Annotated in this window: 15 protein-coding genes and 2 tRNA genes; 12 read left to right on the forward strand and 5 right to left on the reverse strand. The window is 58.2% G+C overall.

The window, feature by feature from the left end:
- Positions 1–176: 176 nt before the first annotated feature.
- From BLS30_RS11190 to BLS30_RS11200, 3 genes are all read left to right on the forward strand, one after another.
- Complete coding sequence (locus BLS30_RS11190; protein WP_052743895.1) at positions 177–1,613, forward strand: L,D-transpeptidase family protein; 1,437 nt, start codon at positions 177–179, stop codon at positions 1,611–1,613.
- A 162-nt stretch (positions 1,614–1,775) separates the two neighbouring features.
- Positions 1,776–4,256, forward strand: coding sequence for a plasma-membrane proton-efflux P-type ATPase (locus tag BLS30_RS11195; protein WP_090228842.1), 2,481 nt, complete (start codon positions 1,776–1,778; stop codon positions 4,254–4,256).
- Between the two features lie 13 nt (positions 4,257–4,269).
- Positions 4,270–5,385: an alpha/beta fold hydrolase gene (locus BLS30_RS11200; protein ID WP_210184030.1), complete on the forward strand. Its 1,116-nt coding sequence runs from the start codon at positions 4,270–4,272 to the stop codon at positions 5,383–5,385.
- A 33-nt stretch (positions 5,386–5,418) separates the two neighbouring features.
- Here the strand turns inward: BLS30_RS11200 and BLS30_RS11205 are convergent, their stop codons facing one another.
- From BLS30_RS11205 to BLS30_RS11215, 3 genes are all read right to left on the reverse strand, one after another.
- Positions 5,419–5,826 carry a TetR/AcrR family transcriptional regulator C-terminal domain-containing protein gene (locus BLS30_RS11205; protein WP_170832460.1) on the reverse strand — a complete coding sequence of 136 codons (408 nt, stop codon included), beginning with the start codon at positions 5,824–5,826 and terminating at the stop codon, positions 5,419–5,421.
- A 19-nt stretch (positions 5,827–5,845) separates the two neighbouring features.
- Positions 5,846–5,920 (reverse strand) — tRNA-Asn (locus tag BLS30_RS11210).
- A gap of 163 nt (positions 5,921–6,083) precedes the next feature.
- A tRNA-Cys gene (locus BLS30_RS11215) sits at positions 6,084–6,157 on the reverse strand.
- A gap of 321 nt (positions 6,158–6,478) precedes the next feature.
- Here BLS30_RS11215 and BLS30_RS11220 point away from each other — a divergent pair.
- From BLS30_RS11220 to BLS30_RS11245, 6 genes are all read left to right on the forward strand, one after another.
- Entirely contained in the window at positions 6,479–7,162 is a 684-nt protein-coding gene (locus BLS30_RS11220; RefSeq protein WP_090229405.1) for a protein-L-isoaspartate O-methyltransferase family protein, read from the forward strand.
- Positions 7,163–7,834: 672 nt separating this feature from the next.
- Complete coding sequence (locus BLS30_RS11225; protein WP_244512420.1) at positions 7,835–9,310, forward strand: TolC family outer membrane protein; 1,476 nt, start codon at positions 7,835–7,837, stop codon at positions 9,308–9,310.
- 281 nt (positions 9,311–9,591) lie between these two features.
- Positions 9,592–10,947, forward strand: coding sequence for a DUF2497 domain-containing protein (locus BLS30_RS18435; protein ID WP_280140629.1), 1,356 nt, complete (start codon positions 9,592–9,594; stop codon positions 10,945–10,947).
- A gap of 219 nt (positions 10,948–11,166) precedes the next feature.
- Positions 11,167–13,989 (forward strand): valine--tRNA ligase, encoded by a 2,823-nt coding sequence (locus BLS30_RS11235; RefSeq protein WP_090228844.1) that lies wholly within the window; start codon positions 11,167–11,169, stop codon positions 13,987–13,989.
- 540 nt (positions 13,990–14,529) lie between these two features.
- Entirely contained in the window at positions 14,530–16,254 is a 1,725-nt protein-coding gene (gene ilvD, locus BLS30_RS11240) for a dihydroxy-acid dehydratase (RefSeq protein ID WP_046479132.1), read from the forward strand.
- Entirely contained in the window at positions 16,241–17,284 is a 1,044-nt protein-coding gene (locus BLS30_RS11245) for a tetratricopeptide repeat protein (protein ID WP_052743899.1), read from the forward strand. The genes ilvD and BLS30_RS11245 overlap by 14 nt, the downstream gene beginning before the upstream one ends.
- Positions 17,285–17,350: 66 nt before the next feature.
- Here BLS30_RS11245 and xth read toward each other — a convergent pair whose 3' ends face one another.
- Positions 17,351–18,133, reverse strand: a complete 783-nt coding sequence (xth, locus tag BLS30_RS11250; protein WP_090228848.1) for an exodeoxyribonuclease III — start codon at positions 18,131–18,133, stop codon at positions 17,351–17,353.
- Between the two features lie 20 nt (positions 18,134–18,153).
- Positions 18,154–18,495 (reverse strand): iron-sulfur cluster insertion protein ErpA, encoded by a 342-nt coding sequence (gene erpA, locus BLS30_RS11255; protein ID WP_046479130.1) that lies wholly within the window; start codon positions 18,493–18,495, stop codon positions 18,154–18,156.
- Positions 18,496–18,619: 124 nt separating this feature from the next.
- On the opposite strand from erpA, the gene BLS30_RS11260 reads away from it, so the two are divergent.
- The 3 genes from BLS30_RS11260 (at position 18,620) to BLS30_RS11270 (ending at position 23,638) form a co-directional block, all read left to right on the forward strand.
- Positions 18,620–19,861: a deoxyguanosinetriphosphate triphosphohydrolase gene (locus BLS30_RS11260; protein WP_090228850.1), complete on the forward strand. Its 1,242-nt coding sequence runs from the start codon at positions 18,620–18,622 to the stop codon at positions 19,859–19,861.
- A gap of 82 nt (positions 19,862–19,943) precedes the next feature.
- The gene (argS, locus tag BLS30_RS11265) at positions 19,944–21,701 is read left to right on the forward strand and encodes an arginine--tRNA ligase (RefSeq protein ID WP_046479128.1); all 1,758 of its coding nucleotides are present in this window, start codon (positions 19,944–19,946) and stop codon (positions 21,699–21,701) included.
- Positions 21,702–21,757: 56 nt separating this feature from the next.
- Positions 21,758–23,638, forward strand: a complete 1,881-nt coding sequence (locus tag BLS30_RS11270) for an SPOR domain-containing protein (RefSeq protein WP_090228853.1) — start codon at positions 21,758–21,760, stop codon at positions 23,636–23,638.
- The last annotated feature ends 6 nt before the right edge of the window (positions 23,639–23,644 follow it).

Here is a 23,644-nt window from a genome sequence, read left to right on the forward strand (position 1 = left end):
CGCCAATGAGCAATGCTTTGAACGGAACTTCGACAAAGTGAAAGTCGTTTCTACGGGGTCTCGGCAGCATGATATTGCTGGCTCCCAAGGCCAGTCGGAGAAGCAATTTCACGGGAACGTCAAACGTCTTTGTTTGGCCACAGGCATAGTTGTTAGGTAAAAGCGGCGGAGCGAACGTGCTGCGGCAATTAAAGCTGACGGCAACGGGCAATGGGCACACGGGAATTCATCAGGAATTTGCGATGACTATGGAGCGCACCAAGAAGGTGTCTGGCGCGACACGACGAGGCTTACTTTGCGGTGCTGCGGCACTTGCCGCTTCGGCTGGACTAGTTCCATTCTCTCGCGGTGCTTTTGCTCAGGATGGCCAGTGGTGGGAATCGATTATCGGCCATGGCGCGCAGCTCGATCGCCGCTCCCGTGCCGGCCCACGTGAATCGAGCACGATCCGGCTTGACGATCTGCGCGACGGGCCTACGCCGTGGCTGAGCGACGTGATGATCCAGTCGATGCACGAAGCCATCAAGCGGTATCAACAGATTGTCGCTAACGGCGGTTGGCCGATGGTCCCAGGGCCGCGGCTTATGCGCCCGGGTGATGATGATGAACGCGTCCCCGCTCTGCGCCGACGTCTGCGCGCTAGTGGCGATATGCCTGCGACCGGAAGCTATTATGACAGCTTCGCTTTCGACGGTGAACTTGAACAAGCGGTAATGCGTTTCCAGGCCCGTCACGGTTTGCGCATGAGAGGCCGCGTCGATCGGCCGACCTTCGCCGCGCTCAACGTTACCGCGGAAATGCGCCTCAATCAGCTGCGGCTTAATCTGAACCGCATCCAGCAGCTATGGACCTCCGGCGTCGAAGATAGATACGTGCTCGTAAACGTGCCGGCTTATCAGCTCGAAGCCGTCAACCGTCACGAAGTCCAGCAGCGGCACCGGGTAATCGCTGGACGGCCGGGACGCGAAACACCGTCCATAAAATCGACGATCCGCGGGTTGAATTTCTACCCTTACTGGCGCGTGCCTGGAAGTATTGCGCGCCTCGATCTCGTGCCGCGCATGCAGCGGGAGCCTGATTATTTGGAGAAAGAACACATTCGCGCTTTCCGCGGCAGCTTCGACGGCCCGGAGATTGATCTCGCCACCATCGATTGGCACAACGTCGATCTCTCCCAGACGTTTTTCCGTCAGGATCCCGGCCCCTGGAACGCGTTGGGTCTTGTCCGGATCGATATGCCCAACGAGCATATTGTTTACATGCACGACACGCCGATGAAGCAGCTCTTCAAGCAGCCTGCCCGAAGCTATAGCGCAGGGTGCGTTCGTGTTCAGGATGTCATGGATCTCGTGAGTTGGATCGCGCAGCAGGAGGCTGGCTGGGAACAGCCTGAACGCGTTCAGGCAGTGCTCGACCAGGGTGATCCATTGGATTTGACCTTATCGCGTCCGATACCCGTTTACTTTGTCTACATCACCGCTTGGGGTGAAACGAACGGCGAAGTGCAGTTCCGTCCCGACATTTATGACCGCGACGGGGCTCGCGAACTGGCTGGTGATATCGATCCAGAAGACGCGCCGCCTGCGCAACCGGTTAACGCACTGGCTCCTTGACCACGGACGACGACCCGCCGCAGGTCTGTCCCATCGCATATCACGCGGTCGCCTCCTACATGAAAGGCGGTGTCGTCCGACGCCTGCCTTTATGGGGTGACGGCGACGCATTGTCCTGATTGTGTAGCCCAGGCCCTTTTTTGAGGGCGGGAAGCGATATGCATGCGGAATGATTTTGCCTCCGCCAAGTCGCCGGACGAACCGCTTCAATCGAAATTGAACGGCGCGGAAGCAGCTGGTTTGTCCCGAGAAGAAGCAGCCCGGCGTCTCGCCCAATACGGGGAAAATGCGCTAGCAGAACACGCTGTAAGCCTCCTTCAGAAATTAGCGGGATTCTTCTGGGGACCTATTCCATGGATGATTGAGATTGCAGCGGTTCTCTCCGCCGTCGTCGGTCACTGGGCTGACTTCGCCGTAATTCTCACCATGTTGTTTGTGAATGCGGGCGTAGGCTTCTGGCAGGAATATAAGGCCGACAACGCCATTGCGCTCTTGAAACAGCGGCTCGCCCCAAAGGCTCATGTCTTGCGAGACGGCAAGTGGCAGGAGATTGTCGCGCGCCTGCTCGTGCCTGGCGATGTGGTGAAGATTACGCTCGGTAGTATCGTCCCCGCTGACGTTAAGCTCATCGAAGGTGCCTATCTCAGCGTTGATCAGTCGGCACTGACGGGAGAGTCTCTGCCGGTCGACAAAAAGCCTGGCGACGTCGCATATTCAGGCTCAATTGCCAAACTCGGAGAAATGACAGCGCTCGTTACCGAGACGGGAATGGACACCTATTTCGGCAAGACAGCGCATCTCGTTGAAGAGGCCAAGACCGTCTCGCACTTTCAGCGCGCAGTTCTGCGGATCGGTAATTTTCTGATCTTAGTGACTATCGGATTGGTCGTATTGATCGGCCTTGCCGCTTTATTCCGCCAGGATCCGCTGATCGAAACCGCGCAATTCGCGCTCATTCTCGCGGTCGCCTCAATCCCCGTTGCGTTACCTGCCGTATTGTCCGTGACTATGGCGGTCGGTGCCGAGCACTTGGCCCGGATGCGAGCGATCGTTACGCGTCTTGTATCGATCGAAGAGATGGCGGGCATGGATATTCTGTGCACCGACAAGACAGGCACACTGACCCAGAACAAACTGAAACTAGGTGAAGTGCAGCCAGCCGACGGTGTGCGGGCGGAGGAACTCGTGTTGGCGGCGGCTTTGGCCTCACGCAGTGATGCGCCTGATGCGATCGACAGTGCCATCCTCGCGGCTTTGAAAGAAACCACCGCCTCACTCGAAGGCTATCGCATCCTCGCCTTTCACCCCTTCGATCCCGTAATCAAACACGCGAGCGCTGACGTCGAGAAAGATGCAAAACGCTTCAGTGTCGCGAAGGGCGCCCCCCAAGTCATTCTGGATCTGTGTAAGTTGGATGCGGGACAGAGCAAAGACGTAACAGAGAAAATCGACAGAGATGCCAGTCGCGGATATCGGACACTCGGCGTAGCACGCAAAGACGACACGGGAAGCTGGCGGTTCCTCGGCCTCCTTCCGATGTTTGACCCCCCTTGGGATGACAGCGCGCGTACGATCGCCACGACCAAGTCGATGGGGCTCGATATCAAAATGGTCACTGGAGACCACGAAGCGATTGCTCGCCAAATCGCGGGAGAGTTGGGCCTCGGGAAAAATATCGTCGTGGCGGAGAAGGTCTTTGGTGATGGCGCCGCGCAGGATCGTCTTCCTGCCATCCGTGCAGCGGATGGATTTGCCCGCGTTTTTCCCGAACACAAGTTCGAAATTGTGAAGGTCCTGGAAGGGGCGGGTCACATCGTCGGAATGACGGGAGACGGCGTTAACGATGCGCCTGCGCTGAAGCAGGCCGATGTTGGAATTGCCGTAAGCGGTGCAACGGACGCTGCACGAGCAGCGGCTGATTTGGTGCTGACGGCGCCGGGCCTTTCGGTAATCACCCGCGCTATTGAAGAAGCGCGCCAGATCTTCGAGCGTATGACTGGCTATGCCATCTATCGCATCGCGGAGACGACGCGGGTTCTCCTGTTCATGACGGCCAGCATCCTGATCTTCAACTTCTATCCCGTCACAGCGATCATGGTCGTGCTGCTCGCATTGTTGAACGATCTTCCCATCATGATGATCGCTTACGACAACGCACCTGTTGCCTTGAAGCCGGTGCGTTGGGATATGACACGCGTTCTAACGGTAGCCTCCGCGCTGGGCATCTTCGGCGTGTTCAGTAGTTTCGGCATGTTCTGGATTGCGCGTGATTATCTTCAGCTCGAGCCCGCCGTTGTTCAATCCCTCGTATTTCTCAAATTGCTCGTCGCCGGGCACATGACGATTTATCTGACGCGCAACAAGGGGCCGATCTGGGAACGGCCATGGCCGAGTTGGAAGCTTGTCGTCCCCTGTGAAACGACGCAGATCGTCGGGACGCTCGCCGTCGTCTACGGATGGTTCATGGCACCGACCGGCTGGCCTCTTGCGCTCATGGTTTGGGGGTATGCGTTGGTGTTCTTCCTGCTCGGAAGTCTCATCAAAATCTCAGTCTACCGACTGCTGGATCACCGCTCGGCACTCCAGTCGCGACATCTCAATCGTATCGAAATGCACGCGGCGGCACCGGGACCACGGTCTTGAAGGAGATGGATAGATGGCCCGAAAACATGCAGGCGTAGAAAAACTCATCCCAATGAGCGTTCCTGCGTTCTGGCCTATGAACATGGCGGCCACGATGATCGAAGCGGGAACCGAACTCTATGTGAAGAACCTCAAGTTTGTAGAAGAAGAGATCAAAATCTACGACGAACTGCGTCCCGTTCTCGCAACACCGCATTGCACTAGGTTGAATTTACGCACCATGCGTTTGCGGGAATACGGAAATCCCGACGATGGAATCCCGACGCTCGTCGATGCTCCGCACGCGGGCCACACCGCTGTGATCGCCGACTATCATCGCGGCCAGAGCCTTATAGAAACGCTGTTAGCCAACGGACTTGGCCACGTCCTTCTGACCGACTGGAAGTCAGCGACCGAAGATATGAAGGACCTGGAGATCGACAACTATCTTGAGGAAATGGTGATTGCGATCGATGATCTGGGCGGCCGCGTGAACCTCGTGGGGCTTTGTCAGGGGGGCTGGGTCTGCGCGATGATCGCAGCACGTTTCCCCGAAAAGGTGAATTCCCTTGTTCTTGCAGGCGCCCCGATCGACACCGATGCGGGCTCAGGACCATTGAAGCATATGGTCCATGCCTCGCCACGCTCATTCTATGAGGAATTGGTCGCGCTGGGTGGCGGCCTGATGCGCGGAAAGTTCATGCTCCAGGGCTGGAAAAACATGCATCCGGAGCAGCACTATTTCGAGAATCTCATCGATCTCTACGAACACATTAACGACCCTGCGTACCTCAAGAAGGAGGAGACGTTTGAAAGTTGGTATGAAAACCCGATTGATCTGCCTGGTCGTTGGTATCTCCAGGTCATCACGCAGTTGTTCATGGAAAACCGTCTTGCGAAGGGAACGTTCGTGGGCCTCGGGCGGACGCTCGATCTACGGAACATCAAATGCCCCGTGTACCTGTTAGCGGGCGAGAAGGATGACATCACCGCGCCCGAGCAGGTCCTGGGCGCTGCAAAACTGATTGGGACACCGAGGCGCGATATCGTCCAGGAGACCGTGCCTGGAGGCCACATCGGATTGTTCATGGGCGCGCGAACTCTGTCCGATCATTGGCCACACATAGCTCAGTGGATTGCGAGGCATTGAGCGTATTATGGCGTTTGACCTGGATGCAACTCGTCACTTCGGACGGCGCGGCGCGTAAGCTGCAAGAAAGACCCTCACCGCATCAGCGGCATGCTGACGGAGTGCTGCAGGGCTCGGGATCGCCTCGTCGCCCAACAACATGGCCTTATTCACGGGCTCGCCCATGACCAGCCAATTGAAATGCGTAGCAGCGGAGTGCGCATCTTCGAGCACGAGCCAACCACGCTCGACAAATTGCTCGAATTCCGCCGCCAGGGCGGCGATGGCACGTGCGGCTCCACCCTCGTAAAGAGCTTGCCCCAGTTCCGGAAATCGACCGGCTTCGCCAATCACAAGGCGACGAAGCTGCATCAGGCGCGGTGTCAGGACCACCAAAAGCTGCCGTGCGGCATAGGCACGCAAATAGTCGCCGATATCTCCGATGTTACCCAGGGGCTGCACCGTTAGACGTACAGATGAATGGCTCCGCGGGTAGGATTCGAACCTACGACCGTCCGATTAACAGTCGGATGCTCTACCGCTGAGCTACCGCGGAATATTCGGGAACCAAATCAGAGCGCGCTTGATAGCATGAAGTGCGCAGAGATTAGAAGCCCCAAAGAAGCAAAAACAAGGATGTGCCTCAATGGCGCACCCTTAACCGCAACGAGCCTGCTTCAGAAGCCCGATACGGCAAGGAAAGTCCCAGCAAAAGAAGCTGGAGGCCACGGCCGGAATCGAACCGGCGTATACGGATTTGCAGTCCGCTGCGTCACCACTCCGCCACGTGGCCAAAGTACCTGCGACCGCCGGTGGTGGCGAACGGCCGGCCCCGAAGGGCATCGCGATTGGAAGTCTCCTGACCGCGGGAGATAAGCGATTATCACAATGATCTATCTTTGTGCAATCGTCCCTTTGCCGCTGCGGCATGAAGCTCAGCCAAGCTTGGGCCAAGCAAAATCGGTCAAGAGGAGCGTTGGCGAGATGGCGCGGGCCTGCTAAGTGGGCTCGAAGTAAAATTTTCGCCCCATTGCAACGGACAAACAGCGCCTGCTCGGCCCTGATGGCGCCCATCAAAACAGGCGTCAGGCCACAACGCGATGAAGGATATGACATGGTTTCTGTAGATGCCGCTGTGCAACGCACGAACATGGTGGATTCGCAGATCCGTCCGAGTGACGTGACCGACCGGCGCATTATTCGGGCAATGCTGGAAATCCCGCGTGAGCAGTTCGTCCCGACCGCAATGAAGCCTTTGGCCTACATCGATGACGAAGTGCCTGTAACGATGCCACCGAATGGTGCGAATCGGGCGACCCGATCCCTGATGGCGCCACGTGACTTTGCACGGCTCGTACAACTCGCAGAAATCTCTGAGAGCGACGTTGTTCTCGACGTTGGGTGCGCCACGGGATATTCCGCTGCTGTGCTAGGGCGCCTTGCGGAGACAGTCGTCGCGCTGGAAGTAGATCCCGAGCTCGCAGAAACGGCAGGGAATCTTTTGTCTGAGACGTCCTATGACAACGTGGCTGTCGTCTCTGGCGAATTGGCGTCGGGTTACCCTGATGAAGGACCGTACGATGCGATCGTTCTGGAAGGACAGGTTGAAGAGGTCCCCTTCGGCCTCTTGGATCAGCTAAAGGACGGTGGCCGACTGGTGGCAATTTATCAGAAGGGACCACTTTCCCGGGCTGTGTTGTGGCGACGCCTTGGTGCGACGTTCGATGAGCGCGAAGCTTTTGAGGCAGCGGCTTCCCCTCTCCCGGGTTTTGCAAAGCCCGCAGTTTTCACGTTGTGAGTCAAGGACGCGTCCGTCTTTCACTCTAGAGTTCGGCCCGTTTGTTGGCTGCAGATGAGCAAACGAAAAGGTGGCGGCCGCGCAGTGATTCGCGAATCATCCGGCCTCGGACGCTATCAGCAGATTTTCTGGCGCGAGAAATCGTGATCGACCGATTTAAACACGATCGTTGACTCGCGCGCGTGTCGTGATTTCCGCACGGACAGAATCGCGTAAAATGAATGAACACACACGCGAGTCATGCGGGGCTTATCGCTCGTTGCAGGCATGGCAAAAAAACAAATAAAGTCTGTTGGTTAGGCTAGTTGTTGCGTGTCGTTGATTCTGCCCTCCGCCTACCATGAAAAGCTTACGCTAGCGTAAACATGCATTAGTCGGCTTCTGCCTAAACTGTGTGCGAAGTGCAACGCAGCACAACGGAGGGGGCTCGGAACGAGTAACGGGGCTTTGCCGAGCACTCAGCGGATATTATTGAACTAGCAGCTAGCTTTGGCAGCGCGTCGGGTGTGTGCACGGGTAATGCAAAACCGGTGCATCGCATGTGGACAGCTTGGGGGCTACATCCAGTGTGGTCTTGGAATCGGATATGCCGTTGGGTGTAGGCGTCGATGCTCAAGAGACAGCGTACCAGTCTCGCCGCAGTGCCAGATTTCACAACGGAAGCGAGTCGCGATGATGACGAACAGTCCTGTCCAGATGCGACTGGGTGCGCTCTTCAGATCCGCCGCCATGGCGGCGCTGATAGCGGCCAGTTCAGCATTTTCGGATACGGCGACTGCCGAAACTCTCAATCAGGCGCTCTCAGCGGCCTATACTTATAACCCACGCATCGATGCCGAGCGGGCTCGGTTGCGCGCCACGGACGAAAGCGTGCCTCAAGCACGTTCGGGCTACTTGCCGTTTGTCGAAGGTAATGCCGACCTGGGTGTTCAGGACAGCCGCGTACGGTTCGATGATGAAGTCGGTGGTGGACGCAGTGGCCGCCGCAGCACGCCTCGCGGGTACGACGTATCCGTTCAGCAGAACCTGTTTAACGGGTTTCGCACCACGAACCTGGTAAATCAGGCAGAAGCCAACGTCCGCGCTGGCCGCGAAAATCTGCGCGAAATTGAGCGCCAGGTCCTTTTCGACGCCGTCACCGCGTATATGGATGTGGTCCGGGACCAGGCTATCGTTGGTCTGCAGGAGAACAACGTCAACGTTCTGAGCCGTGAGCTAAGCGCCACGCAGGATCGTTTCGAAGTTGGTGAAGTCACGAGAACCGATGTCGCGCAAGCTCAAGCGCGTCGTGCGGGCGCCGTGTCAGACCTGGATTTGGCGCGGGCCAATCTGAAATCCAGCCGCGCACGTTATGAACGCGTCATCGGCTCGCCGCCAAGCAATCTGCGCGAGCCAACTGTTCCCTACAGGCTAATGCCGAAGACGCTGGAGGCGGCGATCGCGCGAGCGGAGCACGAGAACCCGCTGATCATCACGGCCCTCTACTTGGAACAAGCTGCCAGCTACAACGTGGACACGATCCGCGGTGAACTGTTGCCGACGGTCACGCTTGAAGCTCGCTACCAGGACCGGTTTGAGTCAAGCGACTCGATTGCTGAATCCGAGACGACCACGGTCACCGGCCGCATCAACGTCCCCATCTATCAGGGCGGTGAGGTTTCGGCACGCGTACGTGCCGCCAAGCATACGCATGTCAGCCGCCTTCAGGACATTGAAGATGTTCGCACGCAGGTGCGCGAAGTCACTGTGACGGCATGGTCGCAGTATCAAGCCGCCGTCGCTCAGATCGAATCCGATAAAGTTCAGGTGACAGCCAACCAGACGGCCTTGGCCGGCGTGCGCGAAGAAGAGAAGGTCGGCCAGCGAACGCTCTTGGACGTTCTCAATGCTGAGCAAGAACTTTTGAATTCTCAGGTGCAGCTGGAGACGTCAAGACGCAACCTGATTGTGGCGGCTTACGGATTATTGTCGTCCGTTGGGCGGCTTGACGCGGCCACCCTTGGTGTCGCGTCAGAGGTTTATGATCCGGAAGCGCATTACTTTGAGGTGCGGCGCAAGTGGTGGGGCATCTCCATCACCCACGCCGACGGACGCAGAGAAAATCTAGATCTGTGGGACTCTCACGGGAGCCGCCAGTCTTACAAGTAATCTGGTTGCGCAATTTTATCTGGCGCCGTGTCATTCTTGACCGGCGCCAGTTTAATTTTGGGTTTGAAGCTGACCCCCTCCAACCTCGCCGAAATAACTCTGGCCACCTAGAGTGTTCGGGCGTTTAAGGCGAAAACCGGCGTGTATTCCCCTGCTGATCCGGGACAAGAAGCCCGCCATGCATTGAAGTCCAGGCCCAGCCATTGTACCAAGCCTAAGGGTAACAACTGCGACGCGCCGATCGCGGCCGGTTAAGGCAGTTGAAATGGCGGAGAATGGCAATGAGCGTACCTGGCAACGGCCGTGAGCCCAGCATGGAGGAAATTCTGGCCTCCATCCGCAACATGGTCTCTCAAGATCCCTCTCCCGGAGAAGCAGGCACGGCCGCCCCGGAACTTCCGAATCCCACGCCGACACAACAACAAAGCACGGGCGGCGAACTGAACGGTGCGGCCCCTGCGCAGCATTTGCCGCCACATTCCGGCCCGGCATTCAATAGTCAGCCAGACCAGTTAGGGAAGCAGCGCTTATTAGGCCAGCAGGACGACGACGATCTCGCCGATCTTCTGGAAGAACCGTTGCCACCAGCTGCCGTTGCACCGGGTCCGTTCTCGGCTGAGGAGCAGGCCGCACCCATAAATGGTCCAGCACCGAGCCCCCCAAATACGAAAGCTGCGTCCCTTGGTTTCGATTTTGGCTCTCTCGTGCCGCGTCGAGATCATGAACCGTCGAATGGAAGCGGCCCACCAACGCCTGGACTGAGCCGGCCGGGCGAAGCAACAAGCAAAAGCGATTTTACACCGCCTCCGCACGCGAAAGCGCCAAACGACAGTCAGCCCCTAAGCTGGGCAGACTCCATGCGTAGCAATGAGGCGGCGCATAACGAGTCTGCCGCCCCAACACCGTCAGAACCTCAATCGGCGGCATCGCCGCCAGCAGGAAGCAGTGCGAATGGATTTGCGGGCTTGGCCTCCGAAAAGTCCGTGACTTCGCACGCCGATCCACGTGGCGGGGATCAACCTGCCCAAGAAAGTCCCGGAAGATTCTTCCCTGGGCCGTTAACCGGCAAACCGTTGCCGGACCGGATGGACGCCGGTCCAGTACAAAGCACACGTTCCGAGGAAAAGTCACCGGCCCTGCCGACGCCGCCTCAATCCAAGCCTGCCGCGCCGGTAAGTAAAGGTGAAGGAGGCTCATCCTTCCCGTCGTTCTTCAATTCCCGACCGACAACGCCCGCGAAGGACAGCCAAAGCGACAATAAGGCCTCACCCAACTTTCCCAGCATTGAGCCTGTTTTGAAGGCCTTCGAGAAAATTGACTCAAAAACGGCGGAAGCTGCTGCGGGACCGTCTGACACAAAGAAGGTGGAAGCGGAAAAGGTCGTTGGCGCATCCGTAAAACCAGTAAGCGGCGCAACCAATCTTGGCGCGCCATTGGTGTCTGTGTCGGGTAGAGAGGCAGCAGCAAAGACAGGTGCCGCAGCGGGGCGCTCGCTTGAGGACGCTGTCATGGAGCTTCTACGGCCGATGTTGCGTGAATGGCTGGACGATAACCTGCCGCGGATCATCGAGGATACGGTGCGGCGTGAGGTTTCAAACGCCGTCAAGGTAAGGACCGACCCCGGTTCGAAAGCCTGAAGAACAGGACTCACGGGCGAAGCAACGTCATCATTCTCCACAAGAGTTCACCTTCGGGGCGCCTTTGTGCTAACGAACACCGGTGAACTCGGCAGATTGGGGCGGCTACAAACCGCTTCCTGCCGTTGACCAACGAAATCAATTGAAGTGTTGGCCCATGTGCGGTGCGCAAGGGTCGCCCAACTCTGTTATTGACCGAAGCGAACGCGAAAACCCCGTATGCTCGAAAAGACCTATCAGCCGGCTGAAATCGAGCCGCGCATCCACGGCGAGTGGGAGAAGGCTGAAGCCTTCAAAGCTGGCCGCCCTGATCGTCAAGGTGATGCTGCCGAACCATTCACCATCGTCATTCCGCCACCGAACGTGACGGGATCTCTGCACATGGGGCACGCCCTCAACAACACGTTGCAGGATGTGCTGTGCCGTTTCGAGCGTATGCGCGGCAAGGACGTCCTCTGGCAACCGGGTACGGATCACGCCGGGATTGCCACGCAGATGGTCGTCGAACGGCAGATGATGGAGCGCCAGGAGCCGGACCGCCGCGCGATTGGGCGCGATACGTTCGTCGAGAAGGTCTGGACCTGGAAGGAAGAGTCTGGCGGCGTCATCATCAATCAGCTGAAGCGGCTCGGCGCTTCCTGCGATTGGTCGCGCGAACGCTTCACGATGGATGAAGGGCTCTCGCGCGCCGTTCTCAAGGTATTCGTCGAGCTATATCGCGCGGGGCTGATCTACAAGGATAAGCGCCTGGTCAACTGGGATCCGAAATTCCAGACAGCGATTTCCGATCTGGAAGTCGTGCAGGTCGACTCGCAAGGTTCGTTTAAATGGGACCGGGATTCAGAAGAGGCTTTCGACGCCGCCGCTCTGGACAAAGCCCTTGCGCGCGATCCGAGTGGACACATGTACCACTTCCGCTATCCGCTCACGCAAAAGGTCGATGGTTACGACAAGGACTATATCGTTGTCGCCACGACGCGGCCTGAAACGATGTTGGGCGACAGCGGTGTTGCCGTGCACCCAGAAGACGAACGGTACGCGGCTTTGCTTGCAGCCAAGGCGACCGTGACATTGCCGCTTGTCGGGCGCGAAATACCGATCGTAGCTGACGAATATTCCGATCCCGAAAAGGGAACGGGCGCAGTGAAGATCACACCGGCGCATGACTTCAACGACTTCGAAGTCGGCAAGCGTCACAATCTTGAGCAGATCAACATTCTCGACGAGATCGCCCAGCTCAATGAAAACGCGCCGGAAGCCTATCGCGGGCTTGATCGCTTCATTGCGAGAAAGCGGATCGTCGCCGATATGGACGCCGCCGGATTGCTTGAGAAGATCGAGCCGACTTCCCATACCGTCCCGCACGGTGACCGCTCGAATGTCGTTATCGAGCCCTGGTTGACCGACCAGTGGTACGTAAATGCCGCTGAACTTGCCAAGGACGCCGTCAAGGCGGTCGAGGACGGTCGTACGCGTTTTGTGCCCAAGAATTGGGAAAAGACGTATTTCGAATGGATGCGCAATATCCAGCCGTGGTGCATTTCACGACAGCTTTGGTGGGGGCACCAGATCCCGGCATGGTATGGGCCGGATGGTCAGGTATTTGTCGCCACTGACGAGGGTGAGGCGTTGGCCGAAGCCCTAACGCATTACGTTCAGAACGGAACTCTAACGACAGAGCGCGCCGACGAAATCGCCCGTGCCGGGACGGCAGACGCTCTGCTGAAACGCGATGAAGACGTGCTCGACACGTGGTTTTCATCCGGGCTCTGGCCGTTCTCGACCCTTGGCTGGCCGGACGAAACGCCGGAATTGCAGCGCTACTACCCGACGAATGTTCTCGTCACGGGCTTCGACATCATCTTCTTCTGGGTCGCTCGCATGATGATGATGGGCCTTCACTTCATGAAGGAGGTGCCCTTCCACGACGTCTACATCCATGCCCTTGTCCGCGACGAGAAGGGACAGAAGATGTCGAAGTCGAAAGGTAACGTCATGGACCCCTTAGGCGTCATCGACTCCTTCGGAGCCGATGCGTTGCGCTTTACCTTGTCGGCGATGGCGGCCCAGGGGCGCGACATCAAACTGTCGACCCAGCGTGTTGAAGGCTATCGGAACTTTGCCACCAAACTCTGGAACGCGGCACGCTTTGCGGAGATGAACGAGTGTGTCCGCAAGTTCGATTTCGATCCTGCCGCGCTCGATGAAACTCTCAACAAGTGGATTGTTGGCGAAACCGAACGCGCCTCTGCAGCAGTAACAACCGGCCTTGAAGCCTACAAATTCAACGAAGCGGCGACGGCTGCCTATGAGTTCGTTTGGGGTATATTCTGCGATTGGTATCTCGAACTCATCAAACCGATCCTCAATGGGGATGACGAAGAGGCAAAGGCGGAAACACGCGCCTGCGTCGCCTGGGTGCTCGATCAGATTCTGAAAATGCTGCATCCGTTCATGCCCTTCATCACGGAAGAGCTTTGGGCACACATGGTGGAGCACGGAGAAAAACGTACCAGTCTTTTGACGCTGTCTCAGTGGCCTAAACTGTCCGAATTGCAGAACGCGGAGGCCGATGCCGAAATTGGTTGGGTCGTAGCCCTGATCTCGGAAATTCGCTCGGTTCGCAGCGAAATGAATATTCCGGCAGGCGCCAAAATACCGCTTGTGATCACCGGCGCTGATAAGGCGGCGCGCGAGCGGGCGGATCGCCACGAGGACACGATCGGCCGCTTGGCCCGTCTCGACTCGATCAGCTTTGATGCGACTGCGCCTAAGGGAGCTGCGATGATCGTCGTTGGCGAGACGACGGCAGCAATCCCGTTGGAAGGCGTCATTGACATGGAGGCCGAGCGCCGTCGTCTGGCCAAAGAGATTGGCGAAGCGCAAGGCAATCTCGACAAGATGGATGCCAAGCTCGCAAATCCAAACTTCGTAGCCAAGGCAAAGCCGGAAGCTGTTGAAGAGACCCGGGAGCGTAAGGCGGAGCTGGAAGGCATCATCAAGCGGTTGACCGCAGCCTTGAGGCGTCTCGAAGCCTCTTAAGTTAACTTCAATTCTTAAAAAGATGGGCCCGCGACTTCATTTCGCGGGCCTTTTCCGTTTTCCCGCCTTGCTGGTGCCGCATCAAGCGCCCATGTAGCAAGCCGGTTGGACATGATTTGGTCGTCCCAAAACAAAACTTCCGCCCACCGATAGCCCTTTGATCGCCGGAGTCGGGCGCTACACGAATTGCACGGTCAAACTTCCGTTGCTCAATTCTTGGCTGCGTATCCGCCAGTCCCGCGAGTTATCCACGGGGCAGGATTGGATTGGAGGAAATTTGTTTGCGACTCCTTCACTGTGTCTGTGTCGCCACTATGCGGCGTCCACGCCACGTTTGGGCCACAAACCCCGATCAATGTCCACCACGGTTGAACAGTCGCAGAGTGGGCGGGGTCTAAGGCGTTCGACGCGAGCGGGTTTGCGGGCCCGGCGTCAGCCTTATCCATTGTCGGGTCGGAATGATCCACGGGGGTGCGCAATGTGGCCCCGGGGCGTTTTGCTTCCTCTCACTGCGCGTATTTGAAGGTTAAAGGGAGAGAGATGAGCGCCAAGAAGTTCGACAAGGCGAAATTGCCCAGCAGACACGTGACCGAAGGGCCGACGCGCGCGCCGCATCGCTCTTATTATTACGCGATGGGTCTGACGGAAGAGCAGATTCATAATCCGTTTGTCGGCGTCGTCAGCTGCTGGAACGAAGCAGCGCCTTGCAACATCTCTCTCATGCGCCAAGCCCAGTCGGTGAAGACCGGGGTTGATGAAGGTGGCGGAACGCCGCGCGAATTCTGCACGATCACCGTCACAGACGGCATCGCGATGGGCCATCAGGGGATGAAGTCTTCGCTCGTGTCCCGTGAGGTGATTGCGGACTCAATCGAATTGACGATGCGCGGCCACTGCTACGACGCCATGGTCGGCATTGCCGGCTGCGATAAATCGCTGCCGGGCATCATGATGGCGATGCTTCGCCTCAACGTCCCATCTGTCTTCATGTACGGCGGCTCAATCCTTCCCGGCACCTATAAGGGCAAGGACGTCACCGTTGTCGACGTGTTCGAGGGCGTTGGCATGCACTCGGCGGGCCGGATGTCGGATTCCGATTTGCATGAACTGGAATGCGTTGCTTGCCCCTCCGCAGGCTCGTGCGGCGGACAGTTCACGGCCAATACGATGGCCTGTGTGTCCGAAGCTATAGGTTTGGCGCTGCCCGGCTCGGCCGGCGCGCCCGCGCCATATGAAAGCCGTGACGCATATGCTGCTGAGAGCGGCCGTGCCGTTATGCGTCTCGTTGCTGATGGGCTCCGCCCGCGAGACATCTGCACGCGTGAAGCATTCGAGAACGCGGCTGTCATCGTCGCTGCGACGGGTGGTTCCACCAACGCCGCATTGCATCTTCCAGCCATGGCGCACGAGGCAGGAATTGATCTCGATATCTTCGAAGTAGCAGAGATCTTTAAGCGTACGCCGTACATCGCCGACCTCAAGCCCGGCGGCAAATACGTTGCGAAGGACGTCTACGATATCGGCGGCGTACCGCAGATCCTGAAAGCGCTGTTGGAGGGCGGTTATCTCCACGGTGACTGTATGACGGTCAGCGGTAAAACGATGGCGCAAAATCTCGAAAACGTGAAATTCAATACGGAACAAAAGGTTGTCTACCCGGTTTCAAATCCCATATCGCCGACTGGCGGTGTTGTGGGACTGCGCGGCACGTTGGCTCCCGATGGAGCAATCGTGAAGGTGGCCGGCATGAAGAAGCTGACCTTCCGTGGACCTGCGCGTGTGTTCGACTGTGAAGAGGATGCATTCGAAGCCGTCGATCGCCGTGAATACAACGAGGGCGACGTCTTCATCATCCGCTATGAGGGACCGAAGGGTGGGCCCGGTATGCGTGAAATGCTCTCGACGACAGCGGCTCTCTATGGACAAGGCGTAGGCGACAAAGTCGCTCTCATCACAGATGGCCGGTTCTCTGGCGCGACCCGCGGTTTCTGCATCGGGCACGTTGGGCCTGAGGCGGCCGTAGGTGGTCCCATTGGGCTCGTCCGCAATGGTGACATGATTTCGATCGATGCCGACAAGGGCACGCTCGACCTCGAAGTTTCCGAAGCTGAACTCGAAGCTCGTCGGGCGCAATGGCAGGAACCTGCCAACGCCTATCAGAGCGGTGTGTTGAGGAAGTACGCAAATCAGGTTGGGCCCGCGCGGTACGGTGCGGTCACCCACGCTGGTGGAAAGGCGGAAGTTCACTGCTATGCGGACATATAAGCGCAAGAATGGGTTGATTGCCGCAGCCTGTTTGGCGGCTGTGACGATGGCGGGTCCGGTGACGGGCCACGCTGCCGTACCGCAGTTCGTGTCGGCGGAAGAAGCGCTGCGCCAAGGTGTCAGCGCTTACAACGGCGGCTATTACGAAATCGCGATTCCTGCGTTGGAGCACGCGGCAGCTAAGGACCTGTTCCTCGCGCAATACTATCTCGCGCGACTTTACGCTGACAATAACAGTGCGCATACGGATCATGCTAAGGCGTACATGCTCTATCAGAAGATTGCGAACGAGTATGCCGACGCCGATCCCGATGATGATACCCGCGCACCTTATGTCGCCCGTGCCCTGACTGCGCTTGCCGGATACGTTCGGCTTGGTCTCCCCGAAATCGGACTGCGAGCAGACCCGGCGCTGGCCGCTGAATATCTCAATCACGCGGCTCTGTTCTTCAATGATGAAGACGCGCAATTCGAGTTGGCAAAGCTGCAGTTGCATGGTGACGGCGTCGCACCAGACATTGCACGCGCCAAGCATCTGCTGGCAATCATAGCCCAGAAAGGGCATGCCGGAGCGCAGGCGTTCTTGGCTGATCTCTACTGGCGCGGCAAGTTCATGCCTAACGATCCGGTACGCGCTTTGGCGCTGATTTCGGTTGCCGTAAAGAATGCCCCGCCGCAAGATCGCGTCTGGATCGAGGACACATATCAGAACATCTATTGTGGCGCTTCGAAGGGGGTCCGCAGTCAAGTGACTGGCATGGTCGCTGAGTGGGACACGCGTTATGGCCGCAAGCCCGAAGTCCGCGACCAGAGTTCCTTGGGCTTGCTGGACCAGAGCCCAGAGCGCACATGTTCTAACGGCGAAGTCGTGCCATTGCGATTGGACCAGCAAGCGCCGGGATCCTCCAATCAAATCGAAGCTTCAAGTCGCCCGAGCAGCACATCGTCGACCCGCTTTATGACGGGAACGACAGCACCTGGGACGGGTGAGTTCCGCAACGTCGGTGCGTCGACAGAAGGCGGTCGCTAACGCAGGCCTCAGTTTTTTATCGTTGATTTTCGGACCGGCCACACGATTGACGGCAGCCGACCCTCCTTATATCGTCAATTCGACCCACACAGGGACATGGTCCGAAGGCTTTTCCCAGCCGCGCGTTTCACGGTCGATTCCGGCCGAATCTAGTCGATCTGCCGCCTGCGGTGACAGCAGAATATGATCGATGCGAATGCCATCGTTCTTTTGCCAGGCTCCAGCCTGATAGTCCCAAAACGTATACTGATCAGGTCCCGGTGCCGTTGCGCGGACAGCGTCGTAATATCCGAGGTTGATCAGCCTGCGAAAAGCCGTCCGGCTTTCGGGCTGAAAAAGCGCATCATTGGTCCAGGCCTGAGGTCTCTTCGCATCCTCCGGCGTCGGAATAACGTTGTAATCGCCCGCAACGGCAACGGGCATCTCTTCTGCCAGTAAAGCCTTCATGCGCGCTTCCAGTCGCATCATCCAGGAAAGCTTGTAAGAGAACTTCTCCGACCCGATGGGGTTGCCGTTTGGCAGGTAGAGCGACACGACGCGAACCGCTCCGTTCGCTGTAGAAACCGTTGCTTCGAGATAGCGGGCCTGCACATCATCATCATCGCCCGGCAGTCCGATCATGACGTCTTCGACACTGGATTTGGAGAGGATGGCAACGCCATTGAAGCCCTTCTGGCCATGCGTTGTGACCTGATAGCCAAGATCCCGAAACGGCTCAGCGGGAAAGTTGGAGTCGATACTCTTTATTTCCTGCAGGCAGACGACGTCCGGGTTCGCTTCACGCAACCAGGTCAAAGTTGTTTCGATCCGGGCTTTGACCCCGTTGATGTTCCAAGTCGCGATTTTCATGCAATGGCGCCGATCGGAGGTCAGATCGAAAAGCTTGTGCCGCAGCCGCAGGAAGCGGTTGCGTTGGGGTTCCTGATCTGGAACGAGGCGCCGATCAATTCGTCGACGAAGTCGATTTCGGAGCCGACCAAAAAGCCAAGAGAGACGGGATCAATTAAGACTGTCGCGCCATCCCGCTCTAGTACGGTATCGTCATCTTCGCGTTGCGCCACGAGATCGAATTTGTACTGAAAGCCTGAACAGCCGCCACCATCGACGCTGACACGCAGCATCGAGTTGTCCTTTTCGGTAGCAACAATTTCCGCAATGCGCTTGGCGGCGCGTTCGGTGACGGTGACTTTATGATCCATCGCATCCATCATTAATGGCGGTCTTCCGAGAGGTTTGCCAACAAGGCTTGCTCTCGTATAGGGGACTCGCCCATGAAGATAGGGCGCCGCGCCACCCTGTCAAACGGCAAGCGGCCTAATGAGAAAGACGCGCTTCATGACAATCGGCCGGCGCCAATTAGATTCATCGCCCGATAGGGACGATTACGGCGAAACACTGCCGCCCGGAGCGCGCAGTATGGCGGATTATGCGGCTAGCAGCGTTCCCAGTCGCGCTCGCGAGCATGCTGAACAGGAGTGTACAACACGTAGTCCTTTTCAGCGCGACCGTGACCGCATTCTGCATTCGACGCCCTTCCGCCGTCTTACATATAAGACGCAGGTCTTCGTTTTTCACGAGGGTGACCACTATCGTACGCGCCTGACACATAGTTTGGAAGTCGCACAGATTGCCCGCACCGTGGCCCGGCAGCTTCGGCTTGATGAGGACCTGGCCGAGGCCCTGGCGCTTGCCCATGACCTTGGACATTCCCCTTTCGGACATGCCGGTGAGCGCGCTCTGGACCATGCCATGACCGACTACGGCGGCTTTGACCATAACGCTCAGTCACTGCGTGTCGTTATGCGCCTGGAACGCAAATATCTGGGGTTTGACGGCCTCAATCTCACCTGGGAGACGTTGGAAGGCTTGGCTAAGCATAATGGGCCCGTCGTCCACGGACCCGACCACCCGGTTGCGAAGGTGTTGCGGGTGCTGGAGCGCTGGCGGAGCCTTGAATTGGATCAGTATGCAAGCGCCGAAGCTCAGGTAGCTGCACTCTCCGATGATATCGCTTACGTCAATCACGACATCGATGATGCCCTGCGTGCGGGGCTTCTCTCTATCGCCGATATTGCCGAGGCCCCTCTCGCCGGAGAAGTGGCGCGCAATGTGCAGACCACGATCCGAGAACATGATGATCCCCGCGTCATTTACGAAATCACGCGCAGGATGATCACAATCATGATTAGTGACTGCGTTGACCACTCCCGGCAATGCCTTAGAGCGCTGGCACCGCGCTCACCAGACGACATCCGGCGAGCAACGATGTCCGTCGTTGCGTTTTCTCCCGAATTGGAAGCTCAGATAAAGGATCTCAAGCGCTTCATGTTCGACCGCGTTTACCGCCACCCGCGGGTGATGCGGGTGATGACGCGGGCGGAAACCATCGTTTGCGACCTATTTCAGCGCTATCTGAACGAACCCGAGGAATTACCAAAGGCATGGCGGTCCGCCGCGCAGGGCCTGAGTGACCGGCGCTATGCGCGCCTCGTCGGTGATTTTGTATCAGGAATGACCGACCGCTTGGCCATCGCCGAGCATCGGCGGTTGTTTGACGCCACGCCGGAATTGCGATAGCCGGGCATGCCGGTTGCTGCTGCGCGAGCTTTCGCGTTTGCGGGCGCCGTTTCTAACTTCTTGAATTGAGGTCTCACACCGCATGAACGTGTTCGAACACGTTGAAGGGCTGATCCGCGCCGCGCTGGAAGCCATGAAAGCCGACGGCGAACTGCCGTCCGATTTGGAAGTGTCGGCAATCGAGGCTGAAACGCCGCGCGATCCGTCACACGGGGACTTCGCGACCAACGCAGCCATGGTCCTGGCAAAAAAAGCCCGGCAGAAACCGCGCGACATCGCCGAGAAGCTAAAAGCCCGACTTGAGGCCGACCCTGACATTGAGGGGGCGGAAGTTGCCGGGCCGGGCTTCCTGAACATCAGGTTCAAGGCGTCGTTCTGGCAGCGCTTGGTCGGCGCCATTCTTGCTGAAGGTGAGACCTACGGCCGCCTGCCTATCGGCAAGGGCACGAAGATCAACGTCGAATATGTCTCCGCCAACCCCACAGGGCCGATGCATGTCGGCCATTGTCGTGGCGCAGTGTTCGGTGATGCCCTCGCCAATCTTTTGGCATTTGCGGGCTATGACGTGACGCGTGAGTACTACGTCAACGATGCCGGGAATCAGGTGGACGTCCTCGCGCGCTCGGCTTTCCTGCGTTATCGGGAAGCGCTGGGCGAGGACATCGGCGAAATTCCGGAAGGGTTGTACCCCGGCGATTATCTCAAGCCGGTAGGAGAGGCACTGGCCAAAAAGCATGGCCGCGAACTGCTTCAAGCGAACGAAGACTGGCTACCCGTCGTACGCCAGACCGCCATCGAAATGATGATGGCGATGATCCGAGAGGATCTGGCCGCACTCAACATTCGTCACGACGTCTTCTTCTCGGAGGCCTCCCTCATCCAGGACGGCACGGACCAGGTAGCCGCGGCTATAGACCTCTTAAAGCAGAAGGGGTTGATCTATGAGGGCCGGCTCCCGAAGCCGAAAGGACACGACGATGACGAGTGGGAAGATCGTGAGCAGATCTTGTTCCGCTCTACGGAGTTTGGCGATGACGTTGACCGGGCCTTGGTAAAATCTGACGGCGGATACACGTATTTCGCGTCCGACATCGCCTACCATTACAACAAACTGCAGCGCGGCTTCGAACAGCTGATCAACGTCTTCGGTGCGGATCACATCGGCTATATATCGCGCATGAAGGCTACTGTTGCGGCCCTGTCCGACCGCAAAGCGAGCCTGGACATAAAGATCTGCCAGCTCGTTAAACTATTTCGCGCGGGCGAGCCTGTCCGGATGTCAAAGCGTGCCGGCACTTTCGTAACGCTGCGTGATGTCGTCGATGAAGTGGGCCGTGACCCTGTTCGCTTCATGATGCTTTACAGGAAGAACGACGCGCCCCTGGACTTCGACTTTGCCAAGGTGACGGAGCAGTCAAAAGACAATCCGGTGTTCTACGTTCAGTACGCGCATGCTCGTATCGCGTCGGTTTTCCGCAACGCTACACAGGCTTTCCCCAGCTTGAGCACGTCAAATGAAGCTTTAGCGGCGGCCGACCTGTCCAAGCTGACAGATCCTGGGGAAATTCAATTGGTTAAGCTGCTCGGAAGCTTCCCTCGGGTCATTTCGGGCGCGGTCGCTGCCCACGAGCCGCATCGCCTTGCCTTTTACCTCTATGATTTGGCGCAAGCCCTTCATTCTCAATACAATCGTGGCAATGATTCGCCACATTTGCGCTTTATCGACAGCAACGACATGGGCGTAACCGCAGCTCGGCTCGCCATCATATCAGCCACTCGGCAGGTAATATCCTCTGGACTGGGTGTGCTCGGTGTCGAGGCCCCGAACGCAATGCGTTAGACTCACGATTCGTAAAGAGGGTTTAGCGCAGGCGGTTAGAAAGAGGGTTACCCGAGATGGCACGTTCAGATGGATATGGTACGCGCCCCGGCCATCCGGCTCCGCAACAGCAACATGGTCACCCGTTGGACCAGTCCGCAGCGCCGCAACATGGTCAGCAAAACAGCGGTTGGCCGAATGGCCAGGACTATGGTGGGCAGTACCCGCAGGACCCCTATTGGCAGCAGCCTGTTCCGCCGCAAGGTCGGTATGAACCCGTCGCCCCTGGCGGATACGGCCAACCAATCGAGCCAGTGCCGCCTCCTGATCCGCGATATCCCTCAGCCCCCCAGCACAATCCGTATGGGGGCGGCCAAGATGGCTATCACTACCCGCAAGCGCCGGGCTTCGAGCCTTACGACTCCGCATCGCAGCCAAGCCTAGGGATTCCAAATCAAGGAAATCCCGGAGCGGGATATGGCGCGCCACCGGAGTTCCCGTCCTACCCTGAGCCGGCGCTTGGTGGGTATGCGCCGCCATATGAACCTCAGCAGTATCAGCCTACGCGCGAACCCCATCTCGATCCGGGACGGGGCTACCCCGCTGCGGGGGATATGCACGGTCAATTCCAAGATTATCTGCAACCGACCGCGCCTTCTATGCCGGAAGAACCTGTTGTGCCGGGATATCCCGATTTGGGCTCGCGCAATGCGTTCGATACTGAGCGCCCAGGACTACGCGGTTCGGAATTCGAGGATTGGCCTCGCAACGAAGAGCAGGGCAATCACGATTTTGGCGGCTACGATCCGTCGTCCCAATTCACTCCGGCAGCTGCCGCGCACGGTGAGTATGCCGATGGTGGTTGGGGACAGCAGGAGGCTGGTAGCAACTTTGCCCTCGATTCTGGCCCGATCTTCGCCAGCGCTGGCTACGATGCGACGCAGGATTTAGCGCTGCATGCGGAGTATGACGACGAAGACGAATATGAAGACGACGAACCGGCAGAGCGCCCGCGCTCTCGCATCGGTTGGATCGTAATGGCGTTGGTCGGTACCGTGATGATCGGCGGCGCTATGGCCTATGGCTACAAGATTGTCGTTGGCCCGAGTGCGACGCAAGTCGCAAGCACACCTGTCGTAAAGGGGGCGTCCCAGCCACCCAAGGTGCGTCCTGAAGACCCGGGCGGACGCAGCTTCGATCACACTGATTCGAAAATTCTCGGCCGTCTGAGCGAGCCGCGTAACTCCGGTGCTGCCGACGATGGCTCGCGCCGTGTTTCGACAGTGATGATCGGCCGCAACGGCGACATCGTTACCCCGCGCTCCGCACCAACTCCTTCGGAGACACCGCCGAACAACCCCGTTGTGGCAGTCCCCGGTTTGACGCTGGTCGATGGGTTTGGCGGGGCTGCAACGCGCCCGCCAGTTACTCCGACTGCGGCCACCAATACGCCTCAGCAACCGATTGTCGTACAGCCGCCGGCTTCTACCGGGCCTCGCTCTCCGGCACGCCCTGTCGTGATTACACGCGATCAGGCAACGTCGGGTTCGTCGAGCGCTGCGCCTCCACCTGCAGCAAAGCCGGCCGATACGTCTGAGCGTGTCACGAGTGCGCGCGTCGCCGCTGCAGCGCCGAAGAAGACCGCACCTGTCACAACGGCTTCGACCGGTCCGAGTACTTCAGCAGCAGCATCTGCCGGGTACGTTGCTGTTCTGGCTTCCGTTCCGGTCTCTACGACAAGTCGAGTGGATGCTCTGGCTCAATACGCAGACCTGCAGCAGAATTACTCGAGTGTCCTAGGGTCGCGTACGCCGGACGTCCGTGAGGCAAACCTCGGCTCTCGGGGACGCTATCATCGCTTGATGGTTGGGCCGCCGGGTTCCAAGGAAAGCGCCGCGCAGCTCTGCAGCCAGCTTAAGGTCGCCGGATATTCCGGTTGCTGGATTACGACGTACTAGTCGCGC

The organism is Filomicrobium insigne (genome assembly GCF_900104305.1).
Classification (GTDB): domain Bacteria; phylum Pseudomonadota; class Alphaproteobacteria; order Rhizobiales; family Hyphomicrobiaceae; genus Filomicrobium; species Filomicrobium insigne.